Raw genomic sequence first — 21,216 nt, forward strand, 5'->3', positions numbered from 1 at the left:
ATGCCATCTAAATCAGAAAGTCTACCTTTGAATATCGGTATTGATGATGCTAGTAGAGCTAAAATTGCTGAGGGTTTGTCTCGGCTTTTGGCTGATACTTATACACTGTATCTTAAAACACATAATTTCCATTGGAATGTGACTGGGCCAATGTTCCAAACCTTGCACTTAATGTTCGAGACCCAGTATACAGAACTAGCCTTAGCGGTTGATTTAATCGCCGAACGGATTAGAGCGCTTGGTTATCCAGCACCGGGAACCTACAGCGAATACGCTAAACTAAGTTCAATTCCCGAAACTCCAGGAGTTCCGAAAGCTAAGGAAATGATCCGCCTACTAGTCGAAGGACAAGAGGCTGTGGTGAGAACTGCGCGGTCTGTTTTTCCTGTAGTAGACGAAGTTAACGACGAACCCACTGCCGACTTATTGACTCAACGTATGCAAGTACATGAAAAGACAGCTTGGATGCTGAGAAGTTTGTTGGAAGAATAAGGGACTAGGGACAAGGGGGACAAGGAAGACAAGGAAGACAAGGAAGACAAATGCCCAATGCCCCATGCCCCATGCCCAATTCTAATTTCACCCACTTGTTACAAAAATTAATGCAGCAGGTGGGTATTTCGAGTTTTAAAGCGCTAAGTCGTGCTGCTGGTGTTTCCGAACGTCAAATTTTGCGTCTGCGCCAGGGAAAGCTGGCACAGATGCGAGTAGATATACTATTAAAACTGTCTCAAGTATTGCAAATAAAATTGGATGAATTAGTATTAAATTTTTCAGAATTGAGTCCGGATAGCAGCTTCAATAAGGACAAAGAGAAAAAAAATCAGCATTCAACACCGATAAATACTGAGCAAAAATTATTACAAAAAATTTCGGAATTAGAAAGCGAGTATGAGCGATCGCATCTGGCGCTAAAACAGCAGCGAGAGATATTGCTTCAAGAGTTTCAGCAGCAGAGTTTGCAACATTTAGAATCATTGTTATTGCAATGGCCGACAGCCGCACAAAAAGCTGAAGAAAATCCGCAGCTAGCAGCGATTAAAATAGTACCGTTGGTGCAAAAGCCCCTAGAAAAACTATTACTTGCATGGGGAATAGAAGCGATCGCATCGGTGGGCGCAGAATTACCTTACGATCCCCAATGGCACCAGTTGATGGACGGAAATCTACAACCAGGTGAAATAGTCAAGGTGCGTTACATTGGCTATCGTCAAGGAGAAAAGCTACTTTATCGAGCTAAAGTCAGTCCCGTTTGAGCAATTTCCAGGAAAAGTGTTAAGACATCCCTAAGATTTGGGAATTATATAAAATAAGAGGCGAACTATTCCAATAGTGTTTTCTATTGTAGTCGCTCTCAATCGGCGGCTGAGATTATGTCCAGTAAATTATTCATCATTGTTACCAGACGACTATCCTAACTCCTGCTATCGGAGAAATTGGCTGGTGCTAAAGGCATAGTTGATGATTTTGTCGTCAGCGTCAAGGCTGCTTCAATATCCACCGATTAAAGTCCTGACAACGAACTTATTCTCTGAAGAGAACTAATGTTATGAACCACTAGTACGTCGTGAATTCGCTCATCGCAAACGCTTCTCGTTCGCATCTCCCCAAGGGGAGATGCGAAGCATTGCGAGCGCAGCCAAGATGCGTAATGCTTTCGACGAAGTCGTTACCGCAGGCTAGCACAACCCTCTCCCGTGGGAGAGGGTGAGCGCTTTTTGAGGGTAGATTAGCAATCTCAAAATTCAGGTATCTAGTTAGTTATTAGTTAGTTATTAGTTAATAATTGGTAGTTCTGGATTCAGATTTGGTTGATGTTGATAACCTATGATACAGCATTCAGTATTAGTAGTACATGAACTTATCTACATTGAGGGTTTATCAAATAAAATATGTGTGCTATATAATACTTAAAATCATCACAACATCAGTTTTATTTAGAAAATCAGGATAAAATATCATGAAACAATCAGAAGTGCAAGTTATTAAGCTCAGCGGAATTATCAATTCAGCCACATCGCAAGAATTGCGTCAAAGACTCAATGAATTAATAGAAGAAGGTGCAAAAATTGTGTTAGTCGATTTTCAGGATGTGACGTTTATGGATAGTTCTGGGTTGGGAGCTTTGGTGTTAGCTTTCAAAAGCTTAAGAGCGGCAAATAGCCAGATGGCACTTTGTTCAATTAATGAACAAGTAAGGATATTATTTGAATTAACTAGTATGGATAAGGTGTTTGAAATATTTGCTAATCAAGATGAATTTCACGAAGCTATACTTTCTAAAACTTAATTAATCAAATTTAATTTCCATAATAGATAAGTCATCATTAAAAGTTTCTTGAGAATGCAAAGCCATTAAATAATTCAAGACTTGATCTAGATGAGGTTCAATGTTATGCCGCAAACTGATGAGTAGCTGAATAAATGCATCCAAACTCCAAATTGTGCCGTCTGATTTAGTAATTTCGTAAGCGCCGTCACTAAAAATATAAAGAGTACTGGGTGTTTGAATTTCGCAAACATCATCTTTATATTTTGCCTCGGGAAACATCCCAACCGGCATACCGGGAGTTCTCAAAAGTTTAACTTCAACGTTCTTGAGATGCTCACAAGATAATAATATTGCGGGTGGATGTCCGGCGCTAGCATAAATTAGCTGGCGCTTAACTGTGTTATAGACTCCATACCAGATAGTAAAGTATTTATCATTTTGATAACTAATCTGAAAAGTGTCATTTAATGCTTTGAGAACATGACTTGGTTGATAGTAATTGAGGTTACCAAGAGCGCGCGATCGCAGCAAGTTTAACACAGAAATCGAGGGAAGAGTGGCTTTAAGTCCATGTCCGGCGGTATCTAGGAGGTAGATAGCCAAACAATCAGCATCCAGCCAGTAGTAATCAAAACAATCACCACCGAGTTGTCGCGAGGGAATAAATCGGTAATTGATGCTCAAGGGTTCGGTAATAGGAAGAGGTAAAAGCGATCGCACATAGTCTGCGGCTTCTGCTAACTCTGCTTCTAGAAGCAGCTTTTGGGTTTGCAAATCCCGACTTAAAATATGTAGACGCAATCCTGCTCTTACCCTGGCTTGCAATTCGTGCTGTTCGATAGGTTTAGAGATAAAATCATCAGCACCAGCATCTAAACCCTTGACGCGATCGGCAACTGAATCCAAAGAAGTTAATAAAATAAAGAATATAGTAGACAACTTGGGATCTGTCTTGATGCGATCGCAAACCTCTAAACCATTCAAACCAGGCATAATCCAATCACATATAATTAGTGCTGGATGACAAGCAAGTACTTGATTAAGTCCTTCCTCTCCGTTACAAGCAGTAACTACTTCGTAACCCTGTTTTTCTAATATCCTTTTTAGGAGTATGACGATAGAATTATCATCATCAATTACTAGTATTTTAAACATAGACAAAGGCGAGGAAGTCAATAGTTCAGAGTCAATAGTCCAGAGTCCAGAGTCAATAGTCAAAAGTTCAGAGTCAATAGTCAAAAGACTCTAGTTGAGAATTTCTGGAGAATTGACCATTAACAAATGACAAATCACAATTGACAGGCTTAACTAGCAATATATGACACTTGCGTAAATTTTGATATTTTAAATTATGATGGCGGGGAAAGAGGATTCAGCCAAAAGAGCATAGCAGTTTTTAATTGGTTCAAGTCACGGTATGCTTCTTGTTTAAACCATTGCCCTAAAGCATCAAAAGGTGTAAAAGATGCTCCTGTTTGCCATTTCATATCTTGGCCTAAAGGCGTGGTATGACTTCCAGGCAAAATTTGTACCGTCACCAACTCTGGAAAGCGTTCTTGTAAAATTTGGCTTAGAGCTTTTGATTGATCGAGGTTATCATTACGAAATTTTATCAATAAGTTGCGCCGGACATTGTAACGTGTTTGCACCAGCTTGTTAGTTTCCAGTGGGCTGGGAGTAAACTCAATTGTTAAAGCAGAATTGAACTGTTCCACTAGGGGGATAGCATCTTTCGCAGCGTAATTGTTGAAAGAGATGAGAATGTTACCTGCACGTTCTACGTCAAACACGCTACCAATTAATAAATGGAGTTTGCAACCCATGCTGTGTCCGATACCGTAGATGGGAAGGTAAAGCTTGCGTAATGCTGAAGATTCCCGGAGTCGTTCGAGAGTGCGCTCAAAGTTTAGCAGTACAGATTTAGCGATCGCAATATGATCTAGCGTATTGACAAAAGGGGTTGCTATTATAACATATCCTTTACTTGCTAGCTGTTCTAGTAGCCAACGATAAGTTAGGTGGGGTGCAGTAGCTACGAAAGCACCTCCTAAGAAATGAATGATCCCGATGGGATTTCGGGGAATCAGCACCCAGTTACCTCGAAGTTCTTGCCATTCCATGCCGATAGGCGATCGCTTAATTAACATATCTTTATGTTAGACCAGCGATCGCCATAGTGGAATATTTTATTTTTCCAAAAAGTTTGTCAGCTTGAAATTAGATGTACCTTCCCAACAGTGATTTAAACAGACATTGACTCTAGCATTGGGTGCATCAGCTGCTTCGCTAACTGCATTAAACTGTACCGCCGTCACAATGTACTCAAAAATAATGACACACTGTTTCATGGGCGACATTTTCTCAACCACAATTGTTTCTCCAATCTTGGGGATTTGCGGTAAATCCACAACAAACGTTTCCATCTTTGGTTTTTCCAGTGGATTTTTAAAATTGAAGTACTTACAGTAAACAAGAACTTTCACTACCCAACCCACCATTAAACAATTCAAAATTCAAAATTCTGATCTTTCTCACAAATGACTGTTGACACTTCGACAAGCTCAGTGCGGCGCTGTTGACTGTTGACTGTTGACTGTTGACTGTTGACTGTTGACTGTTGACTGTTGACTGTTGACTATTGACTGTTGCTTACTTAACTCGCAACAAACCTCGTAAAAACATCATCATATTTACAAATATTGTTTCTAACCAAACCATAATACTATCAAGCAATTCAAAGACTTTTTCTAAGAAGTGTTTTTCATACCCCATGAATGTCGCTTTTGTTTCGATCCAATCTGGCTTTGCTTCTATTTGAGTGTTTGCTTTACTATTACTGCTAGGTTGGTTAATAGAGGAATTGGTTTGTTTATTAGAGGTAACTTTACCAGATTTTTTCTGCGTCCGGGAGAGATTGGGGGACGATTTTTTCTTTTGTGTTAAATCAGCATCAAGTTGAGTTTTTGGTAAAGAATTTTGATAATTCTTAACTGAATTTTTAGGTACTGAAGTTCTCGCTGATGAAGTTGAGGATAAAGCCTGCTGTGGAGTTTTCACAGTAGTCTCAGACTCGCCATACAAATCATTCCATGATAACCAAGTATCTGCGTTTACATCTTGATTTTCACTCTGGCTAATTATTGACTTTGGGGCAGGTCTATGAGCTAATCTTTTACCTGGGGATTTGATTTCTGTATTACTTGTCTCAAGTTTTTTGGAACTATCAACACCAAGAAAGTAATTGAGAGCAGCTGCAATCACAGCCTCAAGATTGAACCCTTGATTTTCTAATTCATCACTAGTGGCTGTAATTTTTCCTCTAGCTGCTAACTCCTCTTTGCCATAAAGAAAAATATTAAATTGAGTTTGGGCGATTTGGATAATTTCTTGGCTACGTTGTTGTATCGGCACAATAGCCTTTGATTCTAAATTTGCTAAAGCTGCATCGAGGAATGTTAAGGTTTTTTGGTAATTGAGTAAATCTTGAGACTTATTTACTTCCTCGTTTACTTTACCGGGAGTGAGAGCGGGTGTCTGTTCTGAGTTGCTAACAGTGAGTTTTGCTAATAAACGCTCAATTTCTGGTAAAGGTGAGGTTTGTTTTTTGACTTTCAATAAGCGCCAAGCACGCCAGTAGTCAGCGACTTCACTAATAATTTTGTCTTCTAATTTTGCTTGCTGTTGAGGTGTCAAAATGTCGAGAGTTTCATTATCCGCAGTAACGAGTAATAAATTGCGCTTTGCTAAATTTGTGGCAATTCCTCGTACTATTGGATACATTGGCACAGGATTGAGACTCCTGACTGAATTCTCTGGAGTAGTTATGGACTTGACAAGACTAGAGTTAGCAGTTGATTTACTCTTAAAAATTTTCTCCCGGAACAATTCTCGGAACCCTAAGGGATTTACCGATGATAATCTGTCGTTTGAGGGGGTGGTAGTCGCATCCGCAAATGGTAAATTTTTGACAGTCTCTAGTACATTGACTATGGGCGTGTCAGCATCTGGCGGAGTTTGTGGTTCTAACTGTAGTTTAGGTTGATTTGGTTGACCATCCAGGGTTCTCTCTGATGATTGGCTAGAATGCAACCACAGATATACAGGATAAAGTAGTACTTCAACACCCCATTTAGTAGCTACTTGCACATAGCGAATGGTGTGTTCTACTTGTTCTGTCAACCGCCGAGATTGCTGGTGGACGAAGTTAAAGATTCTGCTTTGATAACGACCAGAGGAACCAGAAGGCATGGTAGTGATTTGTTAGTTAGAACTTGATTGATCTGCGAAACTCCCACTGCACAGTCAAAACCAAAAACTGTTAATTATTCTGAGTGCCCTAATCTTAGCCAAAATATGACCCCTCCTGTAAACCAATCTCATACTAAATTAATCTCTGAGGCAATTGAGCAATTGCGCGCTTGTTGTCACGTAAATGTTCAGTCTCACTGGTTATACCGAGAACATGACGGCAATATTGCTGATGTGACAACGTTAAATATGTCTCAATGGACACCTGTGGAGCTAAATGAGAAAGGCAATATTGCTTGGATAGCGGGAAAAAAAGTTTTATGGCTGGCGCAAAAGTTGGTGGTTCCCCCAGATTTACAGGGTTATCCCTTGGCTGGGTTATCTTTGCGACTGGCGTTGCTTTGGTGGGCTGATGGGGCTGAGGTTTATGTCAATGGGGAGTTAGTGCTGGAGGGAGATTTATTTGATTGTTCCCCTAGAGTACTTTTGAGTCAGGAGGTAAAGCCCGGTGATGAATTTTTTGTGGCTTTACGGCTGGTGAGTCCGGGACATGATCATGGTGCTTTGGTGCGATCGCTCCTTGTTTACGAATCTCCTGATTATAATCGTCTAGATGCGGGTTTTGTGGCTGATGAGTTGGCTCTGGTGCAGCTTTATTTGGAAAAGTTTGCGCCGGAAAAGTTGGCTGTGTTAGCAAAGGTGGTAGGAAAGATAATGAACCGCCCAGGCGCAAAGGACGCAGAGGAAGAGAGGGAAGAGTGGTTGTTGTCTGTCCGCAATCAGTTAATTGATTCAAAAATCCCCCAGCCGGAATCTAAAATTTATTTGTTGGGTCATGCTCATTTAGATTTAGCATGGCTATGGCCTGTGAGTGAAACCTGGAATGCAGCACAACGGACTTTTGAGTCGGTGTTGAAGTTGCAACAAGATTTTCCCGATTTAATTTATTGTCATTCCACACCCGCGTTGTATGCTTGGATTGAAAAACATCGCCCAGATTTATTTGCGGCAATTCAAGAGGCGGTAGCTGCTGGAAAATGGGAAGTTATCGGTGGTTTGTGGGTGGAACCGGATTTAAATTTGATTTCTGGGGAAGCGATCGCTCGTCAGCTATTATATGGTCAAAGATATACTCAGGAAAAATTTGGTAAGATTTCACCAATTGCATGGTTACCAGATAGCTTTGGTTTCTGTGCAACTTTACCGCAGTTTTTGGTGAATGGGGGCATTGAATATTTTGTCACCCAAAAGTTACTGTGGAATGATACTAATAAATTTGATTATCAGACTTTTTGGTGGCGATCGCCTGACGGTAGTCAAGTATTTAGTTATATGTCTGCACTCATAGGTAAAGGTATCGATCCGCTGGAGATGGCAACTTACGCCTATGAATGGCAAACTAAAACAGGTATTCCAGATGCGCTTTGGCTTCCGGGAATTGGCGATCATGGTGGCGGCCCTACCCATGATATGTTAGAAATTGCCCAACGTTGGCAAAATTCCCCATTCTTCCCCAATTTAGAATTTACCACTGCCGAAAAATATCTCCAACAGATCCTCAATTCCCCCTCATCCCCTCACCCAGTCTGGGAAGATGAACTTTATCTAGAATTCCATCGCGGTTGTTATACTACCCACGGGGATCAAAAACGTTGGAATCGTCGGTGTGAAAATTTATTGTACCAAGCTGAATTATTTGCGACTTTAGCTAGCGTCAGTTTCGGGATGGAATACCCAAAAGCAGATATCGAAACGGCTTGGAAACAACTACTATTTGAGCAGTTTCACGATATTTTGCCCGGTTCTGCCATTACTCAAGTGTATGTGGATGCTTTACCGGAATGGCAGCAAATTGAGGAAGTAGGAACGAAGATATTAAATGAATCACTGTTAGCGATCGCATCTCACATCACCCTACCACAACCACCACAACCAAATAGTTTACCTGTTGTTGTGTTCAATTCCCTGAATTGGCAACGTTCTGAGGTAGTTGCTGTCAATTTACCTACACCAGTAACCCCTAACCAACAATGGCAAGTTTACGATGTTTCGGGAAAGCAGGTAATATCTCAGCTAACTGAATCTTCAACTTTGCTGTTTCTCGCTTCTGACATTCCATCTGTCGGCTATCGTCTATTTTGGCTTGTTCCCACTTCTCCCCTTTCTTCTTCTCCCCCACTTCCCTCGGACTGGGTTTTAGAAAATGAATATCTGCGGGTTGAGGTTAATCCTGACACCGGAGATTTATCTAGTGTCTTTGACAAAACCCATCAACGGGAAGTATTAAGCGGTGCGGGTAATCAACTACAAGCTTTTCAAGATAGCGGTCAATATTGGGATGCTTGGAATATTGACCCCAATTATGCTCAACATCCTTTACCGCCAACTACCCTCAAATCGATTCAGTGGCTAGAACAAGGTGCGGTGCAAAGTCGTTTGCGAGTGGTACGTCAGTTAGGTAAATCGGAATTTTGCCAAGATTATATATTATCTGTCGGTGTACGCCTACTCAAAATCGCCACTACTGTTGATTGGCAAGAAAGTCATGTGTTGGTGAAAGCTGCTTTTCCTCTCAACGTTGCCGCAGACTTTGCTACCTATGAAATTCCTTGTGGTGCAATTCGCCGTTCAACTCAATCGCAAACCCCCGCAGACAAAGCTAAGTGGGAAGTTCCCGCCTTACGTTGGGCTGATTTGACAGGAGAAACCCCTGGATTTTTATATGGTATCAGTTTGCTGAATGATTGTAAATATGGTTATGACAGTCAACCAAACCAATTACGCCTCACTCTCCTCCGCAGTCCTCACTGGCCGAATCCCGAAGCTGACCGAGGTTTTCACGAATTTACCTATGCTTTATATCCCCACGCTGGTAGTTGGGAGTCAGCCCAGACAGTTAAACGTGGTTATGAGTTGAATATCCCGCTGCAAGTAATTGTGAATCCGCCAAATAATCAGAATTCAGGAGCCAATATTCCACAAACCAGAAGTTTCCTCAATTTATCGGCTGATAACTTAATCTTAATGGCACTTAAACAATCTGAAGATGATGGGCAGCAATTGATTCTGCGTTGTTATGAATGTCACGGCGAAACAGCCGAGTTATCTTTGCAAAGTGATATCGGGTTATCTTTAGGAGATGTCGTAGATTTATTGGAGCGTCCTAACCCTACTAAATTCTCATCTGGGCAACAAATCTTCACGATTAGCCCTTGGAAAATTAGTAGCTGGAAAATAGGGGCTAGGGATTAAGGGCTAGGGAAGAAGGATTTTTTATTACTGCTTGGATATTATACCAGAATAATAGAGTTGCTTACCTTCTGCCCTCTGCCTTATGTACGTTTAGTCTTCATGATCTTCATATGGATCTCCTAATTCTTTGCTAGGAGGCCCAAAAGAGATATAGATTCCCCAGCCAGTAATGCCTATAACAGCTACGGCGACAGAAATGATAAGAACTGTTGCGGGTTCCATAATTGAAAGATTTATTATGAGTGCTATTCTTATAGAATATTACAGATGATTAAAAAAAAGCTTTGGCAAGTAATCTTAGGTGAACTATGGCACAAAGGACAAGGTTGGGAGATATACTGAGACCCCTAAACGCTGAGTATGGTAAAGTTGCTCCTGGTTGGGGAACTACACCTGTAATGGCTGGTTTTATGCTATTATTCTTCGTTTTTCTGCTGATTATTCTACAAGTCTATAACAAGACCATCCTCATCCAGGATGTATTGGTTGATTGGCGCACTCTAGGCCGTTAATCTTAACAAAGCTCTTTAGCTTCTAGAATCAGCTTAGCGACACCCGGCTCATCCGGGTTTTTTTTGTAGATTTGAAAGAGAAATAATTCATCAAAAACAAGTCAACATAGATAAATAGGAAGATTGCACACTCATGAGGTTAGTTGATTGCTGACGGTTAATAGTCAACAGTCAACAGTCAACAGTCAAAATAAAAAAATGTGCAAAATTAGATGGGTGACAGCTTCTCCTTTCCTGCTTCAACTGTAAATCTATCGGCAAAACCCCATGAATATATTTGGTATTGGCTTACCGGAAATGGCTGTAATTTTTGTAGTAGCACTCTTAGTTTTTGGGCCGAAAAAGCTACCAGAAATTGGACGTAGTTTGGGTAAAGCGATTCGCGGCTTTCAAGAAGCTTCTAATGAATTCCAAACTGAGTTTAAGCGGGAAGCTGAACAACTAGAACAAGCTGTCAAAACTACTGCTGAACTAGAACCCAAGCAAATTGAAGCCGTCCAATCGGAACAGCCAAAGAGCTAAAGTGGTGATTCATATCAATTGACAAAAGTCAACATGACAGAGACTGTTACAAAACCAGCTTTGGTGATTCCCCAGCTAATTGTCGGGTTGGGGAATCCAGAGCCTAAATATGACCAAACACGCCATAATATTGGCTTTGCGGCTGTTGATGCAATAGCAAGGGCGTGGAAAATTCCCTTGGCTGAAAATCGCAAGTTCCAAGGAGAGTATGGTGAAGGTGTTGCGCCAGTTGGTGGTAAAATACGCTTGCTTAAGCCGTTGACTTACATGAATCGCTCCGGACAAGCTATCCAAGCAGTTACTAGTTGGTATAAATTGCCGCCAGAGTCAGTATTAGTGATTTATGATGAGATGGATTTACCGCTAGGAAAGACTCGCCTGCGCTTGTCTGGTTCCGCTGGCGGGCATAATGGAATGAAAAGTGCGATCGCACATTTGAGTTCACAAAATTTCCCCAGGTTGCGCATTGGTATTGGTAAACCAAAAAATACAGCTAGTAGCGATGATTCTGGGGCTGTCTCCCATGTTTTGGGACGTTTTTCTGCTGGCGAAACTCAAATGATGTCTTTAGTACTTCAGTTCGTGGTTGAGTGCATAGAACTCAGCCTCAAACAAGGAGTGGAAAAGGCGATGAACCGTTGTAACAGCCGCATCATTGAACCAACTGAATCTGAGTCAGCTTGAACAAAGGCTGCTCAACGGTTAATTTATCATTGATTTTGGTTGATGGACAGCGGCGATCGCTGACTCCATCCAACCACATTTACAGCAACCCAGACATGGGTAAGGAAATTAAGTCACACCCCGAATCGGGGTGCGATAAATCTTTGTTAATTTTTGTAAGAATCATGGCAACGTCTTGTTGCTTGTTTAAGAACTTGTCTTCAAACAGCGCCACCACCAAAATAGGTTTATTTAAAACGTCTCTTGCGTCTAGCTGCCACTGCCTTACGTTTACGCTTTTCTAACGGTGTTTCAAAATGCCGATGATACTTTACGTCAGCTAATATACCAGCTTTAGACACTTGGCGTTTAAACCGACGCAATGCTGAATCTATTCCTTCGTTCTCTCCTAAAACCACTTGGGTCATTCTTGCTGTATCCTCATGATCGATCAGTTTCCATTGTAATAGCACCCCCTAACTTAGCAAAACTCCCCTACCTAATAACTATGAAAAAGGCTGTTTTTGGACTAGGGCGACTGTTTGAGCGTGCAAAATTCTAGAAGTCTAGCACACTTTTTGTCAGAGTTGGCAAGATTAGGCGATGTCTACGATGGGCTGCACCTATCAACTGTCACATTTCCTTGACTTGAAAAAGGGCATTGGGCATTGGGCATTGGGTATGGGAAAGCCAGATTTTCATGTTTGGTTGTGAGATTTTCTCATGAATGGCTGACTTGAAAATAAGACCCCACCCCTAACCCCTCCCCGCAAGCGAGGAGGGGAATTAAAATTTTTTCATGTGTCCTGGTGTATGCAATTCATGACGGCTACTTATATTCTGGTGAAGAGTCAATTTTCAAGATTTTTTGGACATTTGACTCTTGAATCTGGACGGTTTTGGCTGAAAAAATATGACACGCAGCTTTAGTCCTAAAGTAAGTTTAAAAATTGATTCTGCCCTCGGTTAGTAGTTTATATCCAACGGTTAAGGTGGTAAACGCTACTAAAAAATTCCACAAACTAGTTGGTTTTAAAATGACTCCACCGCTTAAAAAAACTAGAACTATTCCTACCCCTAAAAAAATCCATCCTAAGCTACCAGTTTCTCTGCGAAAAAAGACTAATGATAACACGCCTGCTATGATTGCTAAAACTGAGCCAGTAGCAGGTATCTTGCTGTAAAAGTAAGGATAATATCCACTAACAAATATAATATCTTGCCCAAAAAAGTATAAGCCTACAAACAGTAAAATTAACCCCATGAGTTTGATTAACAGTCTGCGCATCTTTTTGATTTTAATTTTAATCTGATTATAAGTTATCTTTTGATTTATTAAGAAAACATTAACTAATTTTTTTAAATAAATATGTATATTAAAAGTATGTAAATACACTTAATCAAGTCAAAATTTTCTGACTTTATCTCCGGGGTTTCAATAAAAATTGAACCAAGTTGAACTTAAAAGATAAGTAGAGCGGCGCAATTAAAGATAGCTGGTGAGATCTGTGATTTGTCAGTTGTCAGAGGAAACAGTCAACAGTCAACAGTCAACAATCAACAGTTATTTGTCTCCCTTGTCCCCTTGTCTAGATAACTAGCAACGGGAACCTACTCAGGATTGAGGACGATAGAAAGCGCTAATTGATAAAGATGACGACGGGATAGGGAAGTTAATTTTGCTAATTGACGACTAGCTTGCGATCGCGATATTCCCTGACGCATAATTTGTTCGAGTTCAGCTTTGAGTTCGGCTTCTGTGAGTTGGGGTTTACTTGGTGGGGTTCCCGCTACCACTAGAGTATATTCACCTTGGGGTTCACGCTGATTGTAATCGGCGATCGCTTCGGCAATTGTCCCCCGCCAAAATTCCTCGTAAAATTTTGTTAGTTCCCTAGCCAGGACAATTTGGCGATCGCTTCCTAAAGCTTCTCCTAAGTCTTGTAAAGTATCACGCAACCGATGGGGCGATTCATAGAAAATGAGAGTGCGGGATTCTGTCTGTAGAGATTCTAAATATTCTCGCCGTTGTTGAGTTTTGGCACAAAGAAAGCCTTCAAACACAAATCGATCCGTTGGTAAACCAGAAGCACTTAAAGCTGTAATTGCCGCACTCGCACCCGGAATCGGTACAACTGTTATCCCCGCTTCCACACATGCACTCACCAGTTCATAACCTGGATCGGAAATTCCTGGCATACCCGCATCACTCACCAAGGCAATGGCTTTACCATTAGTTAAATGCTCTATCAATTCAGGAATCCGGCTACTACGATTATGTTCGTGATAACTGATTTGCCCAGTCTGAATTTGAAAATGTTGTAGTAATTTCCCCGTATGGCGCGTATCTTCCGCCGCAATCAGATCCACATTTTGCAAAATGCGCACCGCCCGAAAAGTGATATCTTCGAGATTGCCAATTGGTGTACCGACAACGTAAAGTGTTCCTGGTTTGGGATCGGTTTGCATGAGGGGCTAGGGGATGAGGGGGATGAGGGGAGTGTTGACTGTTGACTGTTGACTGTTCCCTATAACAACTGACAACTGACAAATGACAAATGACAAATGACAAATTATGGTTTATTTGTAGGTTTAGTCACCTTAGATTTGATTTACCTGGCTGAATCTGCTCCCCAGAATAATCAAAAGATTGTCGCTACTGACTATACTGTAGCAGCAGGAGGCCCGGCAACGAATGCGGCTGTAACTTTTAGCTATTTAGGAAACCGGGCTACATTGTTGGGTGTAGTTGGTTCTCACCCAATGACACAGCTAATCAGGACAGATTTAGCCACTTATCAAGTAGCGATCGCAGATCTTCACCCTAGCACGACAACAGCTGTACCAGTTTCTTCGATCATTGTCAGCGAATCTACAGGTGAACGGGCTGTAGTTTCCATTAATGCGGTGAAAACCCAAGCTAGTAGTTCATCTTTACCGCCGGATATTTTACAAAATATTGATATAGTGCTGATTGATGGACATCAAATGGCAGTTGGTAGTAAAATCGCCCAAATGGCTAAAGCTAAGAATATCCCCATTGCGATCGATGGTGGTAGTTGGAAAGCTGGGTTTGAGGAAATCTTACCTTTTGTCGATTACGCTATTTGTTCTAATAATTTTTATCCGCCGGGATGTGACACCGCAGCAGAAGTTTTTGCTTATCTCAGTGCTTTTCACATTCCCCACATCGCCATCACCCACGGAGAACAGCCAATTGAGTACTTAAGTTGTGGTAATTGGGGCGTTGTCGATGTGCCGCAGATTTCAGTAGTTGATACACTGGGGGCTGGAGATATTTTTCACGGAGCCTTCTGCCATTATATTTTACAAGAAACTTTCACGGATGCACTGGCTCAAGCTGCAAAAGTTGCCGCCAAGGCTTGCCAATTTTTCGGTACTCGCCGTTGGATGGAAGTAGAGTAGTAGGGAAGGACTAGAGATTTCATCATGAAAGATTTATCAGAAATATTAGCGATCGCACGTCAGGTAGGATGGGGTGCAGCAGATATACTCCAGTCTTATTATCACGGCACAGTTAAAGACTCTAATCTCCAAGTCCAATATAAACAAAATGAGCCTGTCACAGTTGCAGATATAGCTACCAGTCAATATATTTTAGAACAGCTACAAGCAGCTTTAGGTAATGAAGATTTCGGCTATATCAGCGAAGAAACCTATAAAGCACAACAAACTAAAAATAATTCTACATGGGTATGGATCATTGATCCTTTGGATGGGACGCGAGATTTTATTCAGAAAACAGGCGAGTATGCAATTCACATCGCATTAGTTAAAGAAACACGCCCTGTACTCTCAGTTGTCGTCATCCCAGAAGCACAAAAGTTATATTATGCTACTAAAGGTGGGGGTACATTTTCCGAAACCCGTAATAATTCGGTTCCCTTACAAATATCCTTAGACTCAAACAAAAAAGCCCTGGAAGATTTAACTTTAGTTGTGAGTCGTTCTCACCGCAACCAAAGATTAAATTACCTCATAGAAAATCTCCCTTGTAAAAATCAAAAATCTATTGGCAGCGTCGGTTGCAAAATTGCAGCTATAGTTGAGCAACAAGCAGAAATTTATATTTCCCTTTCTGGTAAATCTGCTCCTAAAGATTGGGATATAGCAGCACCAGAATTAATATTAGCAGAAGCTGGTGGTCAGTTCACTCACTTTGATGGCTCACCATTGCAATACAACACCGATGATATCAATCAATGGGGTGGTTTACTCGCTAGTCATGGTCAATATCATCAGCTACTCTGTAGAGAAGCAGAGACTATTTTAGCCAAATTTCCTCATCCCAATTCTGTTTGACATACTCCCCACCCTTAAAGGGCTGTGGTTTACCAACAAGTACGCTGTGGTTACCACACGATGAAAATCTTTACCGCCCCTAATCCCTCACCGCTAACCTAAGCGCCGTTTTTCACGCATATAGCGGTTCTCACTTGGATGCAATACAACTGAAGGCGGGGAAACCCCGCCCCTACAGGCTTGACGATTTAAAACTGTACCTCACCGATCCGAAAACCGCTAGAATTTGGTCTTACCTAAAATGTGGATTGCCTTTTTTGCGAAAAAATAAGACAGCGTTAAAAAAATCCAGCAATTGTGCAATAATAGAAATTAGAAAAAATATAAGTATTAAGAGCAGCTTTTGTGGCTGAACTTCAGATTTATGAGGTTGGAAATCAGACTCCGTAGGAGCTTATTTTCAAATGCTGTGCTATACTGGGGGATATAAAGATTATTTTCGGTTGAGTTATTCGTTTTGATTTCTCTAAAGCGTCTCTCCGAATCTAACTCTCTACACTTTCTGAATTCGGAGACAAAACATGTCGATTTATATTGGGAATTTGTCCTATCAGGTTACCGAGGATGACCTGAAGCTGGCATTTGCAGAATATGGCACAGTTAATCGTGTTCAACTACCAACCGATCGGGAAACAGGTCGGCCTCGCGGATTCGCATTTGTAGAGATGGAATCGGATGCTCAAGAAGCAGCAGCCATTGAAGCGCTTGATGGTGCTGAATGGATGGGACGTGATTTAAAAGTTAACAAAGCTAAGCCTCGTGAAGAAAGAAGTCCTTCCCGTGGTGGTAGCTGGGGTAACAACAACCGTAGTAATCGCCGCTACTAAGTCCGGTGCGGAAAACTTAAAAATCTAGAGTCTCCAGCAGATAAAGCCAAAGGCTCTATTCTGCTGGAAAATTTTGTTTTGTCTATTCATCCATATAGAGGAGGAATGAGAATGACGCAAGTAGTGTTGGGAGAGAATGAAGGAATTGAATCAGCTTTACGAAGATTTAAGCGGGAGGTTTCTAAAGCCGGAATTTTCCAAGATATGCGCAAAAAACGCCATTTTGAGACGCCTTTAGAGAAAGAAAAGCGGAAAGCAGTTGCTAGACACAAGCAAAATCGTAGACAACGTTCTGGCTACAGATAAACAAGGCGCGCGATCGCCTTTTTGGACTACTATGCTTAGTGGCGTTAGCCTCAAAAAGCGCAAATAAGTAGGCAGGCATCAATAAATAACAATTATAGTAGTAGCACTGTCTTTGCTTTCAGTGCTACTACAAACTTATGGGAGCAACGCAACTGGTTAGGGTTGTCAAAAGTCCATAGTTAACAGTCCACAGTCTTGCATTTCTTGACCCTTGACTATTGACCATTGACCATTGACCATTAATCATGACTCTGGATTTTCCGAAAAAATGTTGCGTCTTTATCATCTATTAATTGGTGCTGCCTTAGTAGCATTAATCCCAGTGGGGATACAATATCGTTCTCAGCAGATGTCTGGGAAAGATACCGCACAGAAACCCCCAGTAGTACAGACATCAACAAAGCCTAATCCTACTCCTACAGAGGGGAATCTTTGGCAGAATCTTTTGGGTAACACCTCAGCACCAAGTGATTGGGAAGTTGCGCCTTGTCAAGGAAATGCGCCGCTTTTATGTATCTCAACCAAAGGAAAAGTTTTAGGTACAGTTGAAATTGGGGTTTACCCGTTAGAAAAAAATCCCGCTTTCCAAAAGCAGCTAGAAGCAGCAGGTATTCTAGTAAATACCAAAGTGGATTACCAAAGTCCTCAGCATCAAACCCAGCTATTGACAGCACTGAAAGCTTGGGTAACAGACAACTATACTACGATCGCCAAAGACCGTGTCTTAAGCTATGGTAAGGAGATTATTTTTTCCACCTACCCCCCGCAACCAGTAACAATTGGTAAACTTCCGGGAATCCGCTATGGATTTGTAGGAATCAAAAGCCAGGGTGGAGTACAAGAGCAACACATCGGTCATGTTACCTTTGATGGTACTGCACTTTATGTAATTAGCAGTGCCTTTGACCCAGGCTCAGTCACAGGTAAATTTGATAAGTTAGAAGATTTAGCGATTTTTCAACCTTACCTTTATGCGATCGCCGCCGATCTACGTTTGCCCCAGTAAACTGGTTGTTGGTATTATCTCAAAAAGAGCCGACAACTTGTAGTCCTAGCAACGATCCGCCAGCATCATCACTGCTAATGATGGGAAATAATATCAGCCCATGCTTTTGGCTTAACTCCAATTGCGCTGTCAGATATCCCAGTACCGCCCCAGCTAAGACTTCCGTCACCCGATGACGATTGAGGTTTACCCGTGAATAGGCGATAACAGACGCGCCAGAGTACCAGAGAATAGCAGAACCAGGATGATAGTGACTTTGTACAGTCGCGATCGCAAATGCTGCTGTAGCATGACAACTGGGGAAACTATCGTGTTCGTCAGAATCGGGGCGTTTCACATCGGTTACTTCTTTGATAGCAATACAAAGTAGAGTGCTGGTACCGAGAGAATCTAGCGCCCGTAGAGAATGTTGTCCCCCTTGTTTCCCATCTAGCAACAGCGGTAGGGCTACACCAGCACCTAAATAGAGTGCAGTACCCCCTCCAGAGATAAACTCCGATACATCTTTATCAAAAGAATCAGCGATCGCCTTGGGAGTAAACATTATGCAGTATAAGCCAATAAAGGCAGGCCATACTGTTTTAAACCAAGACATCAAAAGCCTATTATTCATTTAATTTATTTGCTTATATACAGATCATTCGTAGGGTTACAGCAATGCTTTGCCCTATAGTGTAGTGCATCTAAAAAAGAACCGCTATATGATTTGTGAAAAGTCGCTGCTTCCAGATCCTCGACTTCTTTGAGAAGTCGGGGATCTAATTTTTTACGAATGATTTATAACTGCTATCTTTTTGATAATTGGTATGAGTAATAAATAACTACAAACATTACCCATTACTCATCACCAATTATCGGCAAACTTAAATCTCAGCTATAGCTCGTTCAATCAAGCGACGCGCTAGAGTTTGCGTCCCAGTGTGTTCATAGTAATTGGTTGCCACATCCAAAAACGCCCCCAGGTAATCAAGTTTGTCATCAGAAAATTCGACAAAATTTTGCAAATGACTGACAACTTTCTGTGGGGTCAAATTATGGGATGCTACAAGACCACCCATCCAACCTTTCACAGAATCAAAACTTTCACCGATAAAGTTCAGTTTACTACCAGCATTGTTGCCGGGAATCACATCTTTAATGCTTTGAAAAGTCGAGTTCTGTTCTAACTCCTGGGGACTTGTTTGACTTATCCCAGATAAGGCTTTGCCGATAAAGTCAGGCCCCAAGGGGATTAAACCATCAACGCAGACTAAAGCCACCAAACGGATCAAAGACTCACCACTATACTCACCCAAAGAAGCGACAAAATCGCCAATGCTATCTCCAGGAATACCGTTAATTTGGCAGAAAGCTACAACCTCAGCCACTAATTTTAAGGTCAAGTCAATGGTTTGGGCTTTGTCTGGTTTGGGAGTAACACTATTTAAAAAACCTAACAAAGGAATCTTCTCGCCCACCTTATTTGCTAAAGCTGCTGCACCAAGGGCTTTATCTGTACCATCAACAGTTTGATAGAGCCACAAAGCCGTTTGGTAGCCTTGAGATTTATCATTAAAAAGATAAATTGCCCGTTCGCCAATTTGCTGAATCAGGGCTTCGTCAGTTTCGCCCGTTACAGTCTTAATCGTGTTGACAAAGCCTACAGTATTTTGCCACTCACCTGGAGCCACAAAATCGAGGGCATTCAACATAGAAACGGTTAACCCACTGGTTGGTAGTTGATCCACCAACTCAAAAATCGATTTACTCAAAACAATCTCCTAATTTAGCTGTTGTAATTTTGATTTCTGTATTGCAGCTTATTTCAGTTTCGCCAGACCATCAAGATTGAATTTCTGTAGCCAAGCTTCCCTGTCTGCGGCTGTAAATGCTGGGGTTTTAGAAATCACCTTCACTTGGTACTTACCCACCAAAATCGAAGTTTGAGTGTTACCAAGGGTGACTGCGGGATAGCCGCCTACTTTTTTGGTGCTGTTAGAGAATTTAGCCGCCGCACCAGGAATACTAGTGGTGTCGGAAATAGCTAGTTGTGCTAAAACTTTGCCACCTTGTTTCAAATTCGCTTCTGAAAAGCCTTTTTTCTCTTGAGTATAGACACGCTGGTAGCCATCTCCCCCAGATGGGAAGAATTTGTTTAATTTGCTACCTTGAGTCGCATCTTTAGCCACAGCTTGACCACTTTTTTGGCGACTGCTTTCTTGCTGTGCCTGGTCAAAACGATTGGGTGTTTTTGGCGTACATGCTGTAGTCAGTAGTAATACTGAGATTAATACAGCAGCTAAAATTCTCCGTCCACGGAGGAAAGTCATGTTTAGCTTCTCCTTATGCTTGAGCTTTGAGGCAATTATCAGCGCTTGTCTGGTATTTAGCCAGAAAATTTACTTTTTGATAACTATTGGTGAGTATTTAGAATTACAGATGACTGTTGACTGTTGACTGTTGTACGGGCGGGTTCACAGATATCCTCGTGGATCAACAATGATCTAAATAAACCCGCCCCTACAGACTGTTGACTGTGACAACTGACAACTAACTATGAACTTCGATAAGCTACGACAGCATAAAATGGATCTCCCCCTGGTGCACCTAACCATTGCAGAAAATTTGGCATGGTTGATTTATGCACAATGACTTCTGGGGTTGAAAATCCCGGTACTGAGGCAAAGTAGCTTTTCACTAGTTCCACTCTGCTTTCTTCCGAACCATCCCGCCAAGCTTGAATCGCTTTTTGAAAAAACATCCGGTTAGAAAAGCTGATAATCGCTACACCACCAGGTTTGAGGATGCGGTGGATTTCGGAAAAAACTGCCTCTGGATACTGTATGTATTGTACGGAAACGCAATTGATCACCGCGTCAAAATCTTGATCTGGTAAGGGTAGCTGGGGATGATCATTGAGATTTTGCACAAAATAATGATTTAGTCGGGGATTACGTGCTAATTCTTCAGCATTAAGTCCATGTCCCTCAACGTGGGCAAACTGCATTTGGGGCAGATGAGATACCCAACTACTCATCATATCGAAGATGCGTGTGTTCGGTTTGAGTTTGTCACGATATACATCTGTTAGCTGTTTAATAAACGCTTCATCGACATGAGTAACAAAACGAGGATCAGCATAAAACAGATTGTCATTTGTGTCATCTAGCTTCAGGCGTTGATTTGGTCGCAAAATCATAACTTAAATCTTTATTTTGGTGGATTTTTTCCCCAACTGAATTAATTTCAGTTAGGATTTTAATCGAGTAATTGGTATGCTGCTTTACATATTTTAAAGGCAGATTA

24 protein-coding genes are annotated in these 21,216 nt (G+C 41.5%); 12 read left to right on the forward strand and 12 right to left on the reverse strand.

Features of this window, described 5'->3' with window-relative positions; all coding sequences use genetic code 11:
• The 3 genes from AACU32_RS27060 (at position 1) to AACU32_RS27070 (ending at position 2,290) form a co-directional block, all read left to right on the forward strand.
• A complete protein-coding gene (locus AACU32_RS27060; RefSeq protein WP_096604248.1) occupies positions 1-492 on the forward strand; it encodes a Dps family protein in 492 nt (163 codons plus the stop codon).
• 71 nt (positions 493-563) lie between these two features.
• Positions 564-1,256: a nucleotide exchange factor GrpE gene (gene grpE, locus AACU32_RS27065; RefSeq protein WP_096604249.1), complete on the forward strand. Its 693-nt coding sequence runs from the start codon at positions 564-566 to the stop codon at positions 1,254-1,256.
• 704 nt (positions 1,257-1,960) lie between these two features.
• A complete protein-coding gene (locus AACU32_RS27070) occupies positions 1,961-2,290 on the forward strand; it encodes an STAS domain-containing protein (protein WP_096604250.1) in 330 nt (109 codons plus the stop codon).
• Here the strand turns inward: AACU32_RS27070 and AACU32_RS27075 are convergent, their stop codons facing one another.
• The 4 genes from AACU32_RS27075 to AACU32_RS27090 form a co-directional block, all read right to left on the reverse strand.
• Entirely contained in the window at positions 2,291-3,427 is a 1,137-nt protein-coding gene (locus AACU32_RS27075) for a PP2C family protein-serine/threonine phosphatase (protein ID WP_096604251.1), read from the reverse strand.
• Positions 3,428-3,621: 194 nt separating this feature from the next.
• The gene (locus AACU32_RS27080; RefSeq protein ID WP_096608195.1) at positions 3,622-4,392 is read right to left on the reverse strand and encodes a DUF1350 family protein; all 771 of its coding nucleotides are present in this window, start codon (positions 4,390-4,392) and stop codon (positions 3,622-3,624) included.
• A gap of 66 nt (positions 4,393-4,458) precedes the next feature.
• Positions 4,459-4,695: a hypothetical protein gene (locus AACU32_RS27085; RefSeq protein ID WP_339378307.1), complete on the reverse strand. Its 237-nt coding sequence runs from the start codon at positions 4,693-4,695 to the stop codon at positions 4,459-4,461.
• Between the two features lie 226 nt (positions 4,696-4,921).
• On the reverse strand, positions 4,922-6,520 hold the full coding sequence (locus AACU32_RS27090; protein ID WP_096604252.1) for a hypothetical protein: 1,599 nt from the start codon (positions 6,518-6,520) through the stop codon (positions 4,922-4,924).
• A 105-nt stretch (positions 6,521-6,625) separates the two neighbouring features.
• Between AACU32_RS27090 and AACU32_RS27095 the strand changes: the two genes are divergently transcribed.
• Positions 6,626-9,772 carry an alpha-mannosidase gene (locus AACU32_RS27095; RefSeq protein ID WP_096604253.1) on the forward strand — a complete coding sequence of 1,049 codons (3,147 nt, stop codon included), beginning with the start codon at positions 6,626-6,628 and terminating at the stop codon, positions 9,770-9,772.
• 90 nt (positions 9,773-9,862) lie between these two features.
• Here AACU32_RS27095 and psbN read toward each other — a convergent pair whose 3' ends face one another.
• Positions 9,863-9,994 carry a photosystem II reaction center protein PsbN gene (gene psbN / locus AACU32_RS27100; protein WP_096604254.1) on the reverse strand — a complete coding sequence of 44 codons (132 nt, stop codon included), beginning with the start codon at positions 9,992-9,994 and terminating at the stop codon, positions 9,863-9,865.
• Between the two features lie 86 nt (positions 9,995-10,080).
• On the opposite strand from psbN, the gene psbH reads away from it, so the two are divergent.
• The 3 genes from psbH (at position 10,081) to pth (ending at position 11,490) form a co-directional block, all read left to right on the forward strand.
• Entirely contained in the window at positions 10,081-10,284 is a 204-nt protein-coding gene (psbH, locus tag AACU32_RS27105) for a photosystem II reaction center phosphoprotein PsbH (RefSeq protein WP_096604255.1), read from the forward strand.
• 267 nt (positions 10,285-10,551) lie between these two features.
• Positions 10,552-10,806: a TatA/E family twin arginine-targeting protein translocase gene (locus AACU32_RS27110; protein ID WP_096604256.1), complete on the forward strand. Its 255-nt coding sequence runs from the start codon at positions 10,552-10,554 to the stop codon at positions 10,804-10,806.
• Between the two features lie 33 nt (positions 10,807-10,839).
• Positions 10,840-11,490, forward strand: coding sequence for an aminoacyl-tRNA hydrolase (gene pth / locus AACU32_RS27115; protein WP_096604257.1), 651 nt, complete (start codon positions 10,840-10,842; stop codon positions 11,488-11,490).
• Positions 11,491-11,717: 227 nt separating this feature from the next.
• Here pth and rpsU (AACU32_RS27120) read toward each other — a convergent pair whose 3' ends face one another.
• The 3 genes from rpsU (AACU32_RS27120) to rsmI form a co-directional block, all read right to left on the reverse strand.
• Entirely contained in the window at positions 11,718-11,897 is a 180-nt protein-coding gene (gene rpsU / locus AACU32_RS27120; RefSeq protein ID WP_008226419.1) for a 30S ribosomal protein S21, read from the reverse strand.
• A 515-nt stretch (positions 11,898-12,412) separates the two neighbouring features.
• The gene (locus tag AACU32_RS27125) at positions 12,413-12,757 is read right to left on the reverse strand and encodes a hypothetical protein (protein ID WP_096608197.1); all 345 of its coding nucleotides are present in this window, start codon (positions 12,755-12,757) and stop codon (positions 12,413-12,415) included.
• 323 nt (positions 12,758-13,080) lie between these two features.
• Entirely contained in the window at positions 13,081-13,938 is an 858-nt protein-coding gene (gene rsmI, locus AACU32_RS27130; protein ID WP_096604258.1) for a 16S rRNA (cytidine(1402)-2'-O)-methyltransferase, read from the reverse strand.
• Positions 13,939-14,034: 96 nt separating this feature from the next.
• Between rsmI and AACU32_RS27135 the strand changes: the two genes are divergently transcribed.
• From AACU32_RS27135 to AACU32_RS27155, 5 genes are all read left to right on the forward strand, one after another.
• Positions 14,035-14,895, forward strand: a complete 861-nt coding sequence (locus tag AACU32_RS27135) for a sugar kinase (protein ID WP_096604259.1) — start codon at positions 14,035-14,037, stop codon at positions 14,893-14,895.
• 24 nt (positions 14,896-14,919) lie between these two features.
• Positions 14,920-15,792: a 3'(2'),5'-bisphosphate nucleotidase CysQ family protein gene (locus tag AACU32_RS27140; RefSeq protein ID WP_096604260.1), complete on the forward strand. Its 873-nt coding sequence runs from the start codon at positions 14,920-14,922 to the stop codon at positions 15,790-15,792.
• Between the two features lie 521 nt (positions 15,793-16,313).
• Positions 16,314-16,619, forward strand: coding sequence for an RNA recognition motif domain-containing protein (locus tag AACU32_RS27145; RefSeq protein WP_096604261.1), 306 nt, complete (start codon positions 16,314-16,316; stop codon positions 16,617-16,619).
• A gap of 111 nt (positions 16,620-16,730) precedes the next feature.
• On the forward strand, positions 16,731-16,925 hold the full coding sequence (rpsU, locus tag AACU32_RS27150) for a 30S ribosomal protein S21 (RefSeq protein ID WP_096604262.1): 195 nt from the start codon (positions 16,731-16,733) through the stop codon (positions 16,923-16,925).
• Between the two features lie 268 nt (positions 16,926-17,193).
• Positions 17,194-17,931, forward strand: a complete 738-nt coding sequence (locus AACU32_RS27155; RefSeq protein WP_096604263.1) for a hypothetical protein — start codon at positions 17,194-17,196, stop codon at positions 17,929-17,931.
• A 19-nt stretch (positions 17,932-17,950) separates the two neighbouring features.
• Here AACU32_RS27155 and AACU32_RS27160 read toward each other — a convergent pair whose 3' ends face one another.
• The 4 genes from AACU32_RS27160 to AACU32_RS27175 all read right to left on the reverse strand — a co-directional run bounded on the left by AACU32_RS27160 (position 17,951) and on the right by AACU32_RS27175 (position 21,109).
• Positions 17,951-18,544: a phosphatase PAP2 family protein gene (locus AACU32_RS27160; protein WP_339378308.1), complete on the reverse strand. Its 594-nt coding sequence runs from the start codon at positions 18,542-18,544 to the stop codon at positions 17,951-17,953.
• Positions 18,545-18,794: 250 nt separating this feature from the next.
• The gene (locus AACU32_RS27165) at positions 18,795-19,682 is read right to left on the reverse strand and encodes a hypothetical protein (RefSeq protein ID WP_096604265.1); all 888 of its coding nucleotides are present in this window, start codon (positions 19,680-19,682) and stop codon (positions 18,795-18,797) included.
• A gap of 48 nt (positions 19,683-19,730) precedes the next feature.
• Positions 19,731-20,240, reverse strand: a complete 510-nt coding sequence (locus AACU32_RS27170; protein ID WP_096604266.1) for a hypothetical protein — start codon at positions 20,238-20,240, stop codon at positions 19,731-19,733.
• Between the two features lie 224 nt (positions 20,241-20,464).
• On the reverse strand, positions 20,465-21,109 hold the full coding sequence (locus AACU32_RS27175) for a class I SAM-dependent methyltransferase (RefSeq protein ID WP_096604267.1): 645 nt from the start codon (positions 21,107-21,109) through the stop codon (positions 20,465-20,467).
• Positions 21,110-21,216 lie beyond the last annotated feature (107 nt).

Origin of the sequence: Calothrix sp. NIES-2100 (assembly GCF_963875285.1) — a bacterium.
GTDB lineage: Bacteria > Cyanobacteriota > Cyanobacteriia > Cyanobacteriales > Nostocaceae > Aulosira.